Source organism: Thalassospira sp., assembly GCF_048059015.1.
In the GTDB taxonomy this organism is placed as follows: Bacteria; Pseudomonadota; Alphaproteobacteria; order Rhodospirillales; family Thalassospiraceae; genus Thalassospira.
The window spans coordinates 102,014-116,503 of record NZ_JBLLNT010000005.1 but is presented as its reverse complement, the minus strand read 5'-3'; the positions used below and the strand labels follow the sequence as shown (position 1 = coordinate 116,503).

Genomic DNA, 14,490 nt, shown 5'->3' with positions numbered 1-14,490 from the left:
CCCAAAGAATGATAACGTATAAAGAAATATCGGGATCATGGCAGAGCAAGCTGAAGATCAGGAACAGGAAGTTTCGAACGGTTCTTCGCAAGATCCGGTGATGGATGCACCGGGCGGCGGCGCGGATGCCGATGATAAATCTGACGAGGCGCTTGGTCTTGGCGAAGAAGTCCCGATTGCTGGCACCGGAAAAAGTGTCGAAATCGGCAATTTCCGTGTGTTCCTTGATTTGCGCATGCCAGAATTCGACATGGGCCATTGCAAGGCCTATACGGCAGATAACCTGCGCCGTGATGAAGGCAGTGCCTTTGCCGTTGTAACCGATCCGGTTCTTCCGACCCGCCATGACCACATCACGTTTTTGACCGGCATGCATCTGGCCGGTCAGATCGACCTGCTTGATAGCGAAGTCGCTTATTGGCCGCCCTTTGGGCGCAACACCATGGTGCTGTTCTTTGAAAAGCCACCGGGCGGCAAGGTCACGGTTCGCGACAAGAAGCTTGCGATTGATGAACATGACATTGCGACAGTGGTCGTTGAGCCGCTGATGAATGTCTTGCAGACCCTTGGTGAAAAGGGGCTGTCACACCGAAATGTACGTGCAAGCAACCTGTTCTTTGCCGATGTCATGCGTGAAAAGGTCGTGCTTGGTGATTGCGCCGGTGGACCGCCGGGCTATTCGCAGCCCTTGGTGTATGAACCGACCTCTCGTATGAGTGCCGATCCGGCCGGACGTGGTACGGGTTCGCTTTCAGATGATCTTTATGCGCTGGGCGTGACTTTGGCGGAACTTGGGATTGGTCGCCAGCCGCTTAAGAAGATGGACGATCTTGAAATCATGGAGCTGAAGCTTGCAAAGGGCTCGTTCCAGGCCATCGCGTCAAATGAAAAACTGCCATTGATCCTGATCGAGCCGGTCCGCGGGCTTTTGTGTGATGACCCGGAAGAACGCTGGGGATTTGCCGAGCTCAATGCTTGGATCGACGGACGCCGCACCAAACCGGTTCAGGCCAATACCGAAAAGCGTGCCGCACGGTCGCAAAACCTTTCGGGCCGCGACTATTATACCTGCCGATCACTGGCACAAGGGATTGCCAAGAATTGGGTCAGTTCGCTGGCGCCATTGCGTGACGGGACGGTCGAAATTTGGCTGCGCCGTGGTCTTGGTGATAACGAACGCGCCAAGGCCATGGCCGATGCCATGCGGCAATTGCAATGGGCCGGGGCGGACAAGCGATCTGCGGAAGATGTCCTTGTGGCCCGCTCTATCCTGATTATGGATCCGACCGGGCCGATCCGGTTCAAGGGCTTTGCTGCCATGGTCGATGGGCTTGGTTTCATGTTGTCATACGACGTGCAGCATGGTCGCGGGCCGCAGCGTTTTGCTGATGTGATTGTGCGCGATATTCCGTCCTTCTGGTTCAGCCGCCAAGAAGGCTACAGCCCGGAAGTTCAAAAGCTTCAGCAGCTTTACAAAAACATGCGTTACTACATCCAGCAGCAAAGTGCTGGTTATGGATATGAGCGTTGCCTCTATGCCGTTGTGCGCAATCAGCATTGCCTAAGTCCGCTGATCGAACAGGAATATGTTGTCAGCATCTCGCAGCTTCTGCCCGCGTTGGAAAAAGCAGCTGAAAGTGCATCCGAGGATAGCTGGCCGGTTGATCGCCATATCGCGGCCTTCATCGCGACCCGCCTTGAAGATGACGTTGAAAGCCAGTTGATGGCGATGCAAAATCCGTCGGACGAGGTGGAATATAGCCGCGCGATCATTAGCATGCTTGCCATCGTTCAATGGCGCCACGGGCCAGATAACCTTAACAACTTGTCGCACTGGGTTGCGCGTCTGATGGAACCGGCGATCAAGGTCTTTCACAGCAAAGCGCGCCGGGAACGGGTGGAAACCGAAATTCCAAAACTGGCCAAGCGCGGCAATCTGGTCGAGCTTTACAATCTGATCAACGACGAACAGGAACGGCGCAAGGATCAGTCCGAATTTGTCGAGGCTGTGACGGAATATTCCGAAGCCGAAAGCGAAGTGTTTGACCTTGAATTGTCAGGGCCAGCACGACTTGAACTGGCCGAAAAGGTCGGACAGCAGGCCGCGGCCTTTGCGTCGACCATGATTGCGTTGCTGACAGTGTCGGCATTGTTCTTGATGCACATCTTCTAAGGGATCGACATGGCAAAAGGTAAAAGCCCCAAAAAGGGCCGCAGCGCATTTTCCGGTTTGTCGGTGGTTGCATCAGCAGTTTTGCTGTTCATGGTCGCATTGCCGACCTTCATCACGCTGGTAGTCGGATTGTTGCCATCCATGGTGGCCTTCATCTTTGACCGCAGCCCGGGCCGTACTATGGCGCGTTGTGTGTTTGGTCTGAACTTTTCAGGTGTCGCGCCCTATATCCTTGAGCTGTGGCAGGTGCCATCCCAAACGGTTGGCAGTGCAACCCAGCAGATTTTCCAGCCCTTGGCACTTTCGATCATGTATGGCGCAGCCGGTCTTGGCTGGTTGCTTTATCTGGCCATGCCACCCATCGTTGCCAATGTGTTGAACCTTTCTGCCCAACGTCGGGTGGGGGAGCTTCGTAAAAAGCAGCGCAGTCTGATCAAGACCTGGGGCGATAGCCTGATCAAGGAAGTCGACCGATCCGGCAATTGATCCGAAATCACACTTTACATTCCGGACAGGCAAACAAAAAAGCGGCGGACATCTTGTCCGCCGCAGTTCGTTGCAAAGGGGGGAAGAGGGTGATGATTATTAGTGTGGCAGATCGCTATGGATCGATTTGCGGACTTTTTCAAAGGCGCGCACTTCAATCTGGCGAATACGTTCGCGCGAGATGCCATAAGCAACACTAAGGTTCTCAAGCGTTACCGGGCTTTCAAGCAGGCGGCGCTGCGTCAAAATGTCGCGTTCGCGATCGTTAAGATGCGACATCGCACTTTTCAGCATGTTCATGCGCTGCAAGAATTCTTCGCGTTTGCCATACAGGGTTTCCTGGTCTTCATCGTCGCTTTCGATCCAGTCGACCCATTCGCCGTCGCCTTCAATCCTTACCGGCGCATTCAATGAATGGTCCGGCCCTGCGAGGCGGCGGTTCATCATGATCACATCATCTTCGGAAACGTTCAGCTTGGTGGCGATGAGCTCGACCTGTTCTGGCAACAGATCCCCCTCATCAATCGCCTGCATCTGGCTTTTGAGTTTGCGAAGATTGAAGAAAAGCTTTTTCTGTGCAGCAGTCGTGCCCATTTTCACAAGCGACCAGGAATGAAGGATGTATTCCTGAATGGCTGCACGGATCCACCACATAGCATAGGTGGCAAGTCTGAAACCCTTGTCAGGGTCGAAGCGTTTAACGGACTGGAGCAAGCCGACATTGCCTTCGGAAATCAATTCATTCAAAGGCAGGCCATAACCGCGATAACTCATGGCGATCTTGGCAACCAGCCGAAGGTGACTGGTAATCAGTCTTTCCGCGGACTTGTCACAATCCTTGTCACGAAAATCACAGGCGTACGTCGTTTCCTGTTCAGGGGTAAGCATCGGGTAACGGCGGATACGCTGCAAGTAGACAGTCAGACCATCTTGAGAGATTACTGGAAGAGCATTTCCTTGTTTCATTGAAGCCTCCCGTTATGCTTCGATAAAGTGCTGTTATCCCCTAGCACTTGAATCAGGGTATACGGGAGTATTAGAACTCGTCAATGAGTTTTACGACTTAAAGGTTAGGTGCTCCTATTCCTAGGGATAGGTTTAGGCTCTCGATCAGCTCCAAAAGGTCTTCCGGCAGGGGGGCAGTGGTCGAGATATACTCCCCGGTCCTGGGGTGCACAAATCCAAGCGTTCTGGCGTGTAGAGCCTGTTTGTTGAATGCGTTCAAAATCTCTTGCGTCTTAAAGTTGCACTTTTGAACAGTTCTATTGCGACCGTAAACTGGATCACAAACAAGTGAGTGCCCGATATGGCTCATATGCACCCGGATTTGATGCGTACGCCCGGTTGCAAGGCGGCACTCGACCAGGGATGCCAACGAGTTGTCGCGAATTTGCAGTGTTTTGTAATGAGTTAGTGCGTATTTTCCCGTAGATTTAAGCACTGTCATCTTCTTGCGGTTCTTCGGGCTGCGGCCAATGTTTCCCTCGATTTTGCCCTCTAACGGGCGCGGAACGCCCCATACAACCGCAAGGTATGCCCGGTCGATGTTTTCCTTATCCTCGGAAAACAGGGTCGAAAGTGCGCGATGTGCCGTATCGTTCTTTGCAACCACCATTGCGCCACTGGTGTTTTTATCCAGTCGATGGACAATACCTGGGCGCTTGACCCCGCCAATCCCTGACAGGCTATCGCCGCAATGCGCCAGAAGGGCGTTTACAAGCGTACCGCTTTCATTTCCCGCGGCAGGATGGACAACCATCCCGGCTGGCTTGTTGATCACCAGAAGGTCATCATCCTCGTAAAGAACATCAAGCTTGATGTCTTCTGGTTCAGGTTCCGCTGCCTCGGCCGGTGGGATTGTCAGGTTAAAGACATCGCCTTCCTTGACCTTGGTCGACATTTTGCGGGCGGGCTGACCGTTCAGGCTAAGCTGCCCGTCCTCGATCAATGCCTTGATCCGCGAACGCGACTGATCTGGCCATGCAGTTGCCAGCACCTTATCAAGGCGCGCACCTTCATCTTCGCTTGTCGCGGTATAGCTCAGTTCATCAGACATCGGATCGCGGTTGATTTCCAATTGGGATTAGATGGTGTGCAGCTTTTAGCGTCTTTGCACCGGATTGCAACGAATTGCGACATGATCAAATGACTTGTGTACAAACGTTAGAGCCAAGCACGTTTGATCCGTTTCACATCAATCATCTGCCAATATGTGCGATTGTCGTTGTCATCTTGCAATTGCGCGTGCTTGTCGCTATGGCCTTGGTTTATATTCTATATGCGCGGTAGCGTTTGCCGAGCATGCGGCTTTCACCCGGTTTTGTCAGTTGGAAATACGATGCGTGTAGTTAAGGCTTTGGTTGCGTTCATGGGGCTTTTGATCGTGATTGGCATTGGGCTTGTCGCCTATGGCCTGTCACTTGATAAGAATGCCAAGGACGATGGTGCGTCCCAAACGGCCTCAACGCCATCCGTTCCGGTTGCTGGTGATATGGTTGAAGTGATGCTGGCCCCGCAGATGCTTTCAGCCTTTGGCGATATCGTCATTGACATCGAACCGGGCGAGAAACTGGTCAGCTATGCCATTGACGGCAATCAGGCGACCGTTCACATCGAGGGCCCGGATGGGGCAGGTGCGCGACTTGTGGTCATCTCGCTTGCAGACAAGTCGGTTCTTGGACGTATTTTGCTTCAACCAACAGCGCAATAAGACGCAACAAAAGGGCAGGGCTTGCCATGGCGGACGGGCAGGGCGTGAGCAATCAGAAACATGCCAACGGCACTGCGGATAATGCCGTGATGCTTTCAACACGCCTGCATGATGAAATCCGCGACCTTGCCGCCCTGCAATGGCCCGAGGAATGCTGCGGCCTTCTGATCGCAGATCAAGACAGCCCAAACCGCATTCATCGCGTTGTTGCCGCGCGCAACGTTGCAACAGACCCGCTTAAAACCTTCGAGATTGATCCGCAAACCCTGATTGATAGCTACCGCACCGCCCGCCAGGATGGCGAAACGGTTGTCGGATGCTTCCATTCCCATCCCAATGGTAATGCGTTGCCATCAAACCGTGATCGCGCACGGGCTGATGAAAACGGGTTTTTATGGATGATTGTTGCCACCGATCATACAGGTGCGCTTGCAAGCGGTATGTATCGCATCATTCACCAGGGCGATCAGGCCAACGTGGAAGACAAGATGGTTCGCTACTTCCGGCGTTGCAAAGTCGTTGAGACGACTTGATTGGTTGAAGTTTGGTTTGATCTTCTTCAGGTGATGTAAAGCGGTGTCAGGGATGCACGGGCGACAATTGCCGGATGACCCATCATGGGTTTTGCCGTATCCATCGACCGTGCCAAAGCCATCACCAAGGCCTTTTCGACTTTCCCGGCATCAGCGAGCCCCATCAAAATCCCGAATGCCTTCTTAAGGCTATAGGGCTCCTTATAGGGGCGCCGTTCAAGCAACGCGCCCATGATGTCGCACACGGTCAAAATACGCGTCAGATCCGGGATTTCCTTACCCGCCAGGCCGTCAGGATAACCGGTGCCATCGAGAAATTCGTGATGATGGCGCACAGCATGAAGTACATCGACCGGAAGGCCACCTTGGGCGGCCAGCATCTGATAACCGATCAGGGGATGCTTGCGGACGACTTCAAACTCATCGGGCGTCAACTGCCCCGGCTTGTTGAGAATTTCGGCGGGAATATCGACCTTGCCGATATCATGTAAAAGCCCGGCATTGGCAAGCTTGACCGTGTCTTCAAAGCTCATGCCTGTTGCCTTGGCAAAGCCGACCGCTATCCCGGTCACAAGAAGGATGTGCTGGAATGTTGACTGATGATAAATCCGAACCGTCGTCAGCCAATCTTCGACGCCAAGTGATCCGACTGTATCGGCGATTTCGGCGCCGGATTGGCTGATGCGATCAATGTCGATATCAGAATTTTGCGTGATCATTTCAAACGCATCGGCAAGGGCCTGCGCCGCATTGCCGACGACCGCGCGCGATGAGGGTGGTGTGTTTCTGTCGCTATGGATCTGCTTTTCAATCACCCGCGCCAAGGCAAGTTCATTAAGCGGTCGGGGGACCGTCATATTCGCGCCAAGCGAATTGGCCTGAAGCTCCTGCCGGCGGCTTTTGGCGTCAATCGCAAAGACCTTGATTGTCTCGCGCGGCAGGCCCTTAAGCACAGCGCTGACTTCACCAAGTGCTGCGGTATCGCCCAGATCAATATCGATCACAAGTACACAGGGCGGGCGCGGCAATGGCGTAGCCAGCGATGCGATTTCAACGACAAATCCCAGAATGCTGGATGGCAAATCCGGAAGGTCTTCATGGTCGGTCAAAATGATCATATGCACGCTCTGTTTGCGTGAGAATTTATAAACTTAAAGACCAGTTTATAACTATCCTATGTCAAGAAAATGGTACCCCGATCCGACCATCCATTCAAGCAACCATGATCACGCATCAAGTGCAGAAATAACCTGTTCGGTCTTGATGATCCCAATTGGCGTTTGCTGCGCATTCACAACCGCCATGCTGGTTCCGTTTGCCAATGCGACGGGCAAAATATCTGCAAGTCTCGCATCGGCGGCGATCGCCGGAAGGTCATTGGCAATGATATCTCCATTGCCAATCGGCTCCATAATTGACCGTGCGCGCAGAACCTTTGATCTGTTCACATCGCGTGTAAAGGCCTGCACATAATCATCAGCAGGACGAAGGACGATTTCCTCGGGCCGCCCGACTTGCACCAGTTTCCCATCTTTCAGAATGGCGATGCGATCGCCGATCTTAAGTGCTTCATCAAGGTCATGGGTGATGAAGACAATCGTCTTGTGAAGCTCCGCCTGAAGCTTCATCAGCTCATCTTGCATGTCAGATCGGATCAGCGGATCAAGGGCTGAAAATGCCTCATCCATCAAAAGAACTTCGGGGTCCGTCGCCAGAGCCCGGGCAAGACCAACGCGCTGCTGCATACCGCCTGATAGCTGATCGGGGTATTTGGCCTCGTACCCGGCCAAGCCAACCCGCTCAATCCATTTTGATGCGGCGGCTTCGCGTTCTTTCCGCGCCACACCCTGGATTTCCAGCCCATAGGCAACGTTATCCATCACGTTGCGATGGGGCAGCAGGCCAAAGCGCTGAAACACCATGCCAAGCCGCTTGCGGCGAAAGGCATTGAGCGTCGGGATATCCATCGACAGGATATCTTCCCCGCCAAATGAAACTTCACCCGCCGTCGGATCGATCAGACGATTAAGATGCCGGATCAGGGTCGATTTGCCCGATCCCGAGAGCCCCATGACAACGAATGTCTCACCCTGTTCGATTGATAACGACACGTCATGAAGGCCAACCGTGTGACCGGTTTTTGCAAGGATCTCATCCTTGTCCGAGCCACCCTTGGCGAGTTCAAGTGCGGATTTTGGATCGGGGCCGAAGATTTTGAAAATATTGCGGATTTCGATATAGCTCATCATGCGTCCTCCGTGCTGTGCGAACGTTGTGATCGCTTGCCATAGGCCTGACCGATCCTGTCAAACACCACAGCCAAAAGCACAATCGCAATCCCGGCTTCCATGCCTGCGCCAACATCAAGACGCTGAATCCCCATCAGGACCTGTTCACCAAGTCCGCGCGCGCCAATCATTGATGCAATCACCACCATCGAAATCGACATCATCGTCGTCTGATTGATCCCGGCCATGATGTTGGGAAGGGCAAGGGGTAACTGCACACCAAACAGGATTTGTTTGCGGCTGGCCCCGAATGAACGTGAAGCTTCCAGAACTTCCGGATCGACCAATCGAATACCCAAATCGGTCAAACGCATCACAGGTGGTGCCGCATAAATCACGGTGGCGAGGATCGCCGGAACCTTGCCCAAGCCAAACAGCATCAGTGCAGGGATCAGATACACGAAACTTGGCATGGTTTGCATAGTATCAAGGATCGGCAGCATAATCGCGCGCAGGCGATTGGACATCGCCATGGCAATCCCGACCGGAATGCCGATCAGAACCGAAAGTGATGTCGCGACAATCATCAGGGCCAGGGTCTGCATCGCCTTGTCCCACAAGCCCAATGTGCCAATGGCAAACATCGCGATCACCAAACCAGCAACCAGTTTCCAGTTCTTGCTGGCATGCCAGGTGATGGCAGCAATGGCGATCAAAACCACCCACCAGGGCGCGCCGCGCAATACCTGCTCCAACGCAACCAAAACGGTCAGTAAACTGTCGGCAAAGGCCTCAAACGTCGCGCCATAATTGATCACCAGCCAATCAACAAACTGATTGACCCACTTGCCCAAAGGCACATTCAACTGTTCTGGAAACATGGCGCAACCGGCCCGATCTGCTCAAAAAATCAATGAGCGTAAGAGCCTAACAAGATCATTTGGCACGCGCGACCGTAAATCGCCCCCTGACTGACATCTCCTGACATCTTTTGGTCGTGTGCGTGACGCAGTGTGGCGTTACGGGTCTTTTGTGGCGAAGGTTTTGCGCGACCTGTTCCCATGCGCCATAATCCAATCGTCCGTCATGCCCGTAGCTCTTAACGACGCTGGCATTTCCAAGAGGTTGCGATGATCACTGTGTTCTTTGATGGAAAATGCGGTCTGTGCACGCGCGAAATCAACTATTACCGCAAGATCGCACCAAGCGGTGTTTTCGATTGGCGGGACATCACGGAGCATGCCGGTGATCTTGAAAAGCACGGCATTTCACATGTCCAAGCTTTAAAGCAGATGCGTGCCTTGGACGCAGACGGGCAATGGCACGCCGGGGCTGACGCCTTTATTCTCATTTGGCGACAATTAAGCAAGTGGCGTGTTTTGGCTGCTGTCGTTGCTCTGCCGGGTATTCGACAGAGCGCAAACCTTGTCTATCGGCTTTGGGCCGAGTGGCGATTTAAACGCCTGACGCATTGCCAGCTTGCGGCGGATCAGGAAGTGCTGCGACAAAACTAGCTTGTCCGCAATTCGATGTACTTATTTGCCAAACAAACCACCCCGCAAGATTTCTCCTGCGGGGTGTTTAAGCGATTTAGCGGCTGAATTGCTTACATCGCACTTTCAACGCGCGCTGCAACATCCGCAGGCACCCACGCTTTCCAGACATCCGGCTTGGATTTCAGGAAATACATCGCTGCCCCATCAGGCTTTTCGTTGTTTTCCTGCATATAGGCCAGCATCTCAGAGACCAGCGCGTTGCTGGTTTCGTAGTTGGTCAGGAAGGTGATCAGATTTGGTGCGGCGGCTTTGAAGTCGTTGTTCACACCAATCGTCACCGTGCTTTGCGGGTAGGCGGTTGCCTTGGTCGGGTTTTCGTCCGTTTTCAGCGCATCGAAAATGGCCTTGTCATAAACCGGTTCTTCAAGGCGAACACTGTCATAAAGACCCATCACCCAGGTCGGACCCCAATAATAATAAAGGGCCGGTTTACCGCGTTTATGCGCTGATGCAATGGCAGCAGACAGGGCTGCACCGGTGCCAGGGCGGAAGTTGGTGAAGCTTTCATCAAGCTTGTAAGCGCCAAGCTTTGATGAATTGACCTTTTCACAGACCCAGCCCGACGGGCAGTTATAGAAGCGGCCTTTGCCCGGTTCTTCGGGGTCTTCGAAGAGATCGGCATATTTGGGCAGATCATCAACCGATTTCAGATCAGGGGCCATCGGTTCGATGCCGCGTTCGGCGTCACCTTCGATAACATAGCTTGGTACGAACCAGCCTTCGATGGCGTCATCGAAATTCACCCCGATCTGGCTTACAGAACCAGCGGCCTCGGCCTTTTTCCAGGCATCGGCAACATTGTCGCGCCAGATTTCCATGACGACATCAACATCACCTTTGCCTGCACCGGTCAAAAGCGGAATGACGTCGCCGGGCAGGGCATCGGTTTGACAGCCATAGCCCTTTTCAATGATGAAGCGGGCAACGGCATTATGGAAAAGCGCGCTGTCGTAATTGAGCCCGGCAAACATCACCGGCCGGTCAATTTCACAACTGGCATCCTGTGCCTGTGCGCTTGTCGAAAAGGAAGTAAATGCAAGGCCAGCGGCCATAAGCATTGCGGCTCCGGTAGGCAGGGTTTTCATCCTTCTGTCCCTTCGTGGTTGCGGTCCGGAATCGCATCAAATGCATGGTCCTTGTGGTTGGATGTCCACGTGGTTCGCCTTTTTGTTGATCTTGTTTCGAACCAGACGATGCCCCTGATACAGGTATGGCAAGTTTAACCGTGGGGTCAAAAGTGATGCAACCCCCAGTACGTCAGATAACCATGACGTGATCATGATTAGTTATTGGCATCATTGCAGATTGCTCCTGACAGGGATGGCAGGAGATGTCAGCTAAACTGCAAATTCCTGATCACGATAAATCCGTGAAATTGACGCGGCATATCGTTATGTTGAGCAAAACCAACCAGTGGGGCCAGCCATGATGCATTCCAGTCTGTTCGTCTTTGATATCGAAACCGTGCCCGATATCGACGTCCTGCCGCAATTGACTGGCGAAACCGCACCTGATCCCGAAACCGGGCGCAAGATGCTTGAAGACTATCATCTTGAGGTCACAAGCGGTCGCAATGGCTTTGCCCGCCAACCGTTTCACAAGGTGGTCGCGATCAGTTTTCTGCGCGCGACCATCCAGCGCGACGGCGATCTCGAAATGTATGAGATCGAAGAATTGCGGTCGGGTGGGGATCTGACATCCGAGGAAAAGGACCTTGTGAACGGCTTCTTTGCCTATTGCGGGAAGCTTTATCCGCGATTGGTCAGTTTCAATGGTCGTGGCTTTGATCTGCCGGTTTTGAAATATCGCGCGATGAAGCATGGGGTGACGGCACGTTGGCTGCATCAGGCGTCGAACAAGTGGGAAAATTACACGTCACGCTATGCGCCGAACTGGCATTGCGATCTGGCCGAAGTTCTTTCCGATTATGGCGCATCGGCACGCACCAAAATGAACGAGGTCTGTGCCGCCCTTGATCTGCCGGGCAAGACAGGTGTCGATGGCAGCAAGGTGTCAGACATGTATGACAATGGCGAGGTTGATGCCATTCGTCGATATTGCGAGACGGATGTTTTGAATACCTATTTGCTGTATCTGCGCCATGCGCTTCATACCGGCCTGACCGATCATGATGGCTATAACCATGCGATCAATCTGACCGTGGGGTGGCTTGAGGAACGGGCAGGGGATATTCCCGCCTATCAGGAGTTCCTTGACGCGTGGCGGGTTTCAAGTGACGGATCGTTCAACGTTCTGTGATTGAACGCCCGCGCGCTGCTTTATCCTTTTATTCCATTGTTCGAATAAGTGATTTCATTCACATTTTTTGAATGGAAGATGAGAAACCTTGTTGAAATGCGAGCCATTTGCACTTAATTGCTAGCGCGGATGCAACTGATTTGCAAAGTCGATGATAGTGCGACGCAATCGAGTTGATGGAAAAGTTCAATAGGGATCGTTCATGATGGATATCAGGAAGTTTGTCGGTGGTGCTGTGCTTGGTGCAGTTGCCTTTGCCGGAACCGCAGCCAGCGCACAGGAAGTCAACGTTTACTCCCTGCGTCAGGAATTTCTGGTCGAGCCGCTGTTTGAAAAGTTCACCGCTGAAACCGGTATCAAGGTCAATGTGATCTTTGCTGAAAAAGGTCTGGTTGAGCGCATCAAGCAGGAAGGTGCCAACAGCCCGGCAGACATCCTGATGACAGTTGATATCAGCCGTATCCAGCAGGCCGTTGACGCCGGTGTTACCGAAGCCGTTTCCAACGATGTTCTGTCTGCTAACATTCCGGCACATCTTCGTGATCCCGAAGGTCACTGGTTCGCACTGACCCAGCGTGGCCGTGCGATCTACGCCTCAAAAGAACGCGTCGCAGAAGGTGAAATCACCTCCTACGAAGATCTGGCTGACCCGAAATGGGAAGGTAAGGTCTGCACCCGTTCTGGCACGCACGTTTATAACGTTGCACTGTTTGCTTCGATGATTGCTGTTCACGGCGAAGAAAAAGCCAAAGAGTGGCTCGAAGGTTTGAAAAACAACCTCGCACGCAAGCCGCAGGGCAATGACCGTGGTCAGGTCAAAGCGATCAAAGAAGGCGAATGTGATGTTGCCATCGGCAACACCTATTACTTCGGCAAGATGATGGACAACGAAGAGCAGCGCCCGTGGGCTGAGTCGGTCAATATCGTCTTCCCGAACCAGGATGGCCGTGGCATGTCGATGAACATTTCCGGCATGAGCCTGATCAAAAGCGCACCGAACCAGGAAAACGCTGTCAAGCTGATGGAATTCCTTGCAGGTGACGTAGCGCAGCAGATTTATGCTGAAGTAAACTATGAATATCCGGTCAAACCGGGCGTTGAATGGGCCGAGAACGTTAAGTCCTGGGGCACCTTCAAGGCGGATGAACTGTCGCTGGCAGAAATCGCGCGCCTGTCGCCGGACGCGATCAAAATGGTCGATCAGATCGGTTACAACGAATAATCAAACTGTTTGATACAGCACGATTTTCGAAAAGGGATGGCATCACGCCATCCCTTTTTTCGTTGAAGATGACAGGCAGATCGCAGGGGAGAAGTCGGGCGAAAGTCCGCAGTTCAATGCTTTAACATAACGTCTATGTGGTTTTGGGACTTGCAAATCAGGGGGTAGGGACATTAGGTTCTGCGAAGGCAAATACAAATCATTCCTAATTGCTGTCTTCTCACAGCCAATTCACTAAGAGGCATTTATGATCTCTCTGCGCAAAACCGTCCTTGGTCTCGTTGCTGCGACGATGGGACTTTCAATGGTGCAACCTGCCTTTGCGGCAGAAGAGGTCAATGTCTATTCCCTGCGACAGCCATTCCTGATCAAGCCGATGTTTGAACGCTTTACCGAGGAAACCGGTATTCGCGTCAATACACTGTTTTCGCAAAGCGGTTTGGTGGAGCGTATCAAGCATGAAGGCCGCAATGGCCCGGCTGATTTGCTTTTGACTGTTGATATTGGCCGTATTCAGGATGCGGTGGATGCGGATATTGCCCAGCCGCTTTCAACTGATGTTCTAAGCACGAATATCCCGGCCAATTTCCGCGATGAAAACGCGCTTTGGGTTGGTTTGACAACACGTGCGCGCGTTTTTTATACGTCGCTTGATCGTGTGGCACCTGATGCCATCACGACCTACGAAGACCTTGCCGATCCGAAATGGAAGGGCCGCATCTGTGTGCGGTCGGGCATGCATGTCTATAACATTGCCCTTATTGCATCGATGATTGCTCATCACGGCGACGACTATACCAAGACCTGGTTGACGGCAGTTAAAGATAATCTGGCGCGTAAGCCGCAGGGTGCCGATACCGATCAGATCGAAGCGGTATCGCAGGGCGTTTGCGATGTTGCGATCGGCAATTCCTATTATTACGGCAAGATGCTTGATGATCCGAACAAGGCCCCGGCGGCCAAGGATGTTCGCATTGTCTTCCCCAATCAGGGGGATCGTGGAACCCATGTGAACATTTCCGGTGTGGCATTGATGAAACATGCACCCAACATGGAAAATGCGATCAAACTGGTTGAGTTCCTGTCAGGTGACGAAGCACAGCATATGTATGCCGACATCAATTTCGAATATCCGGTAAAGCCCGGTGTCGCCTGGTCGGAAATGGTGCGTTCATGGGGCACGTTCAAACATGATGAACTGTCGCTGAATACGGTTGCTGCCAACCGTGGTGCTGCGATCCGTTTGATCGATGAGGTCGGCTTTAACGAGTAGACGACGGTTTTATCTCGGGCTATCAAGACCCTGTCATGTGAAATGATCCG

General features: G+C 52.8%; 14 protein-coding genes. 8 read left to right on the top strand and 6 right to left on the bottom strand.

The features are described from left to right. Nucleotides 1-37: 37 nt before the first annotated feature. Nucleotides 38-2,173, top strand: coding sequence for a protein kinase family protein (locus ACMZ66_RS08670; RefSeq protein WP_416936412.1), 2,136 nt, complete (start codon nt 38-40; stop codon nt 2,171-2,173). A gap of 9 nt (nt 2,174-2,182) precedes the next feature. Further along, nucleotides 2,183-2,659, top strand: coding sequence for a hypothetical protein (locus ACMZ66_RS08665; RefSeq protein ID WP_416936410.1), 477 nt, complete (start codon nt 2,183-2,185; stop codon nt 2,657-2,659). Between the two features lie 99 nt (nt 2,660-2,758). Here the strand turns inward: ACMZ66_RS08665 and rpoH are convergent, their stop codons facing one another. Continuing rightward, nucleotides 2,759-3,625: an RNA polymerase sigma factor RpoH gene (gene rpoH, locus ACMZ66_RS08660; RefSeq protein ID WP_416936408.1), complete on the bottom strand. Its 867-nt coding sequence runs from the start codon at nt 3,623-3,625 to the stop codon at nt 2,759-2,761. 97 nt (nt 3,626-3,722) lie between these two features. Beyond that, complete coding sequence (locus ACMZ66_RS08655) at nt 3,723-4,715, bottom strand: RluA family pseudouridine synthase (protein WP_416936406.1); 993 nt, start codon at nt 4,713-4,715, stop codon at nt 3,723-3,725. Nucleotides 4,716-4,997: 282 nt separating this feature from the next. Between ACMZ66_RS08655 and ACMZ66_RS08650 the strand changes: the two genes are divergently transcribed. Both ACMZ66_RS08650 and ACMZ66_RS08645 read left to right on the top strand, forming a co-directional pair. Further along, nucleotides 4,998-5,369, top strand: coding sequence for a hypothetical protein (locus ACMZ66_RS08650; protein WP_416936404.1), 372 nt, complete (start codon nt 4,998-5,000; stop codon nt 5,367-5,369). A gap of 44 nt (nt 5,370-5,413) precedes the next feature. Then, the gene (locus ACMZ66_RS08645) at nt 5,414-5,902 is read left to right on the top strand and encodes a Mov34/MPN/PAD-1 family protein (RefSeq protein WP_416936402.1); all 489 of its coding nucleotides are present in this window, start codon (nt 5,414-5,416) and stop codon (nt 5,900-5,902) included. A gap of 26 nt (nt 5,903-5,928) precedes the next feature. Here ACMZ66_RS08645 and ACMZ66_RS08640 read toward each other — a convergent pair whose 3' ends face one another. The 3 genes from ACMZ66_RS08640 to ACMZ66_RS08630 all read right to left on the bottom strand — a co-directional run bounded on the left by ACMZ66_RS08640 (nt 5,929) and on the right by ACMZ66_RS08630 (nt 9,011). Then, entirely contained in the window at nt 5,929-7,020 is a 1,092-nt protein-coding gene (locus ACMZ66_RS08640; RefSeq protein WP_416936400.1) for an HD-GYP domain-containing protein, read from the bottom strand. Nucleotides 7,021-7,128: 108 nt separating this feature from the next. After that, the gene (locus ACMZ66_RS08635) at nt 7,129-8,151 is read right to left on the bottom strand and encodes a quaternary amine ABC transporter ATP-binding protein (protein ID WP_416936398.1); all 1,023 of its coding nucleotides are present in this window, start codon (nt 8,149-8,151) and stop codon (nt 7,129-7,131) included. Next, the gene (locus tag ACMZ66_RS08630) at nt 8,148-9,011 is read right to left on the bottom strand and encodes an ABC transporter permease (RefSeq protein ID WP_416936396.1); all 864 of its coding nucleotides are present in this window, start codon (nt 9,009-9,011) and stop codon (nt 8,148-8,150) included. Before ACMZ66_RS08630 ends, ACMZ66_RS08635 begins: the two co-directional genes overlap by 4 nt. A gap of 249 nt (nt 9,012-9,260) precedes the next feature. On the opposite strand from ACMZ66_RS08630, the gene ACMZ66_RS08625 reads away from it, so the two are divergent. Next, nucleotides 9,261-9,644, top strand: coding sequence for a thiol-disulfide oxidoreductase DCC family protein (locus tag ACMZ66_RS08625; protein ID WP_416936394.1), 384 nt, complete (start codon nt 9,261-9,263; stop codon nt 9,642-9,644). 92 nt (nt 9,645-9,736) lie between these two features. Here the strand turns inward: ACMZ66_RS08625 and ACMZ66_RS08620 are convergent, their stop codons facing one another. Continuing rightward, a complete protein-coding gene (locus ACMZ66_RS08620; RefSeq protein ID WP_416936392.1) occupies nt 9,737-10,771 on the bottom strand; it encodes an ABC transporter substrate-binding protein in 1,035 nt (344 codons plus the stop codon). Between the two features lie 340 nt (nt 10,772-11,111). Here ACMZ66_RS08620 and ACMZ66_RS08615 point away from each other — a divergent pair, with 340 nt between their 5' ends. The 3 genes from ACMZ66_RS08615 (at nt 11,112) to ACMZ66_RS08605 (ending at nt 14,440) form a co-directional block, all read left to right on the top strand. Next, nucleotides 11,112-11,945 carry a 3'-5' exonuclease gene (locus ACMZ66_RS08615; RefSeq protein WP_416936390.1) on the top strand — a complete coding sequence of 278 codons (834 nt, stop codon included), beginning with the start codon at nt 11,112-11,114 and terminating at the stop codon, nt 11,943-11,945. Between the two features lie 205 nt (nt 11,946-12,150). After that, on the top strand, nt 12,151-13,167 hold the full coding sequence (locus ACMZ66_RS08610; protein WP_416936674.1) for a Fe(3+) ABC transporter substrate-binding protein: 1,017 nt from the start codon (nt 12,151-12,153) through the stop codon (nt 13,165-13,167). Nucleotides 13,168-13,414: 247 nt separating this feature from the next. Beyond that, nucleotides 13,415-14,440: a Fe(3+) ABC transporter substrate-binding protein gene (locus tag ACMZ66_RS08605; RefSeq protein WP_416936388.1), complete on the top strand. Its 1,026-nt coding sequence runs from the start codon at nt 13,415-13,417 to the stop codon at nt 14,438-14,440. Nucleotides 14,441-14,490: the final 50 nt, after the last annotated feature.

Coding starts and splice junctions, on each gene's coding strand:
- ACMZ66_RS08620 (WP_416936392.1), bottom strand. CDS start 10,771: ATGAAAACCCTGCCTACCGGAGCCGCAATGCTTATGGCCGCTGGCCTT.
- ACMZ66_RS08665 (WP_416936410.1), top strand. CDS start 2,183: ATGGCAAAAGGTAAAAGCCCCAAAAAGGGCCGCAGCGCATTTTCCGGT.
- rpoH (WP_416936408.1), bottom strand. CDS start 3,625: ATGAAACAAGGAAATGCTCTTCCAGTAATCTCTCAAGATGGTCTGACT.
- ACMZ66_RS08640 (WP_416936400.1), bottom strand. CDS start 7,020: ATGATCATTTTGACCGACCATGAAGACCTTCCGGATTTGCCATCCAGC.
- ACMZ66_RS08610 (WP_416936674.1), top strand. CDS start 12,151: ATGGATATCAGGAAGTTTGTCGGTGGTGCTGTGCTTGGTGCAGTTGCC.
- ACMZ66_RS08605 (WP_416936388.1), top strand. CDS start 13,415: ATGATCTCTCTGCGCAAAACCGTCCTTGGTCTCGTTGCTGCGACGATG.
- ACMZ66_RS08615 (WP_416936390.1), top strand. CDS start 11,112: ATGATGCATTCCAGTCTGTTCGTCTTTGATATCGAAACCGTGCCCGAT.
- ACMZ66_RS08670 (WP_416936412.1), top strand. CDS start 38: ATGGCAGAGCAAGCTGAAGATCAGGAACAGGAAGTTTCGAACGGTTCT.
- ACMZ66_RS08625 (WP_416936394.1), top strand. CDS start 9,261: ATGATCACTGTGTTCTTTGATGGAAAATGCGGTCTGTGCACGCGCGAA.
- ACMZ66_RS08655 (WP_416936406.1), bottom strand. CDS start 4,715: ATGTCTGATGAACTGAGCTATACCGCGACAAGCGAAGATGAAGGTGCG.
- ACMZ66_RS08630 (WP_416936396.1), bottom strand. CDS start 9,011: ATGTTTCCAGAACAGTTGAATGTGCCTTTGGGCAAGTGGGTCAATCAG.
- ACMZ66_RS08635 (WP_416936398.1), bottom strand. CDS start 8,151: ATGATGAGCTATATCGAAATCCGCAATATTTTCAAAATCTTCGGCCCC.
- ACMZ66_RS08650 (WP_416936404.1), top strand. CDS start 4,998: ATGCGTGTAGTTAAGGCTTTGGTTGCGTTCATGGGGCTTTTGATCGTG.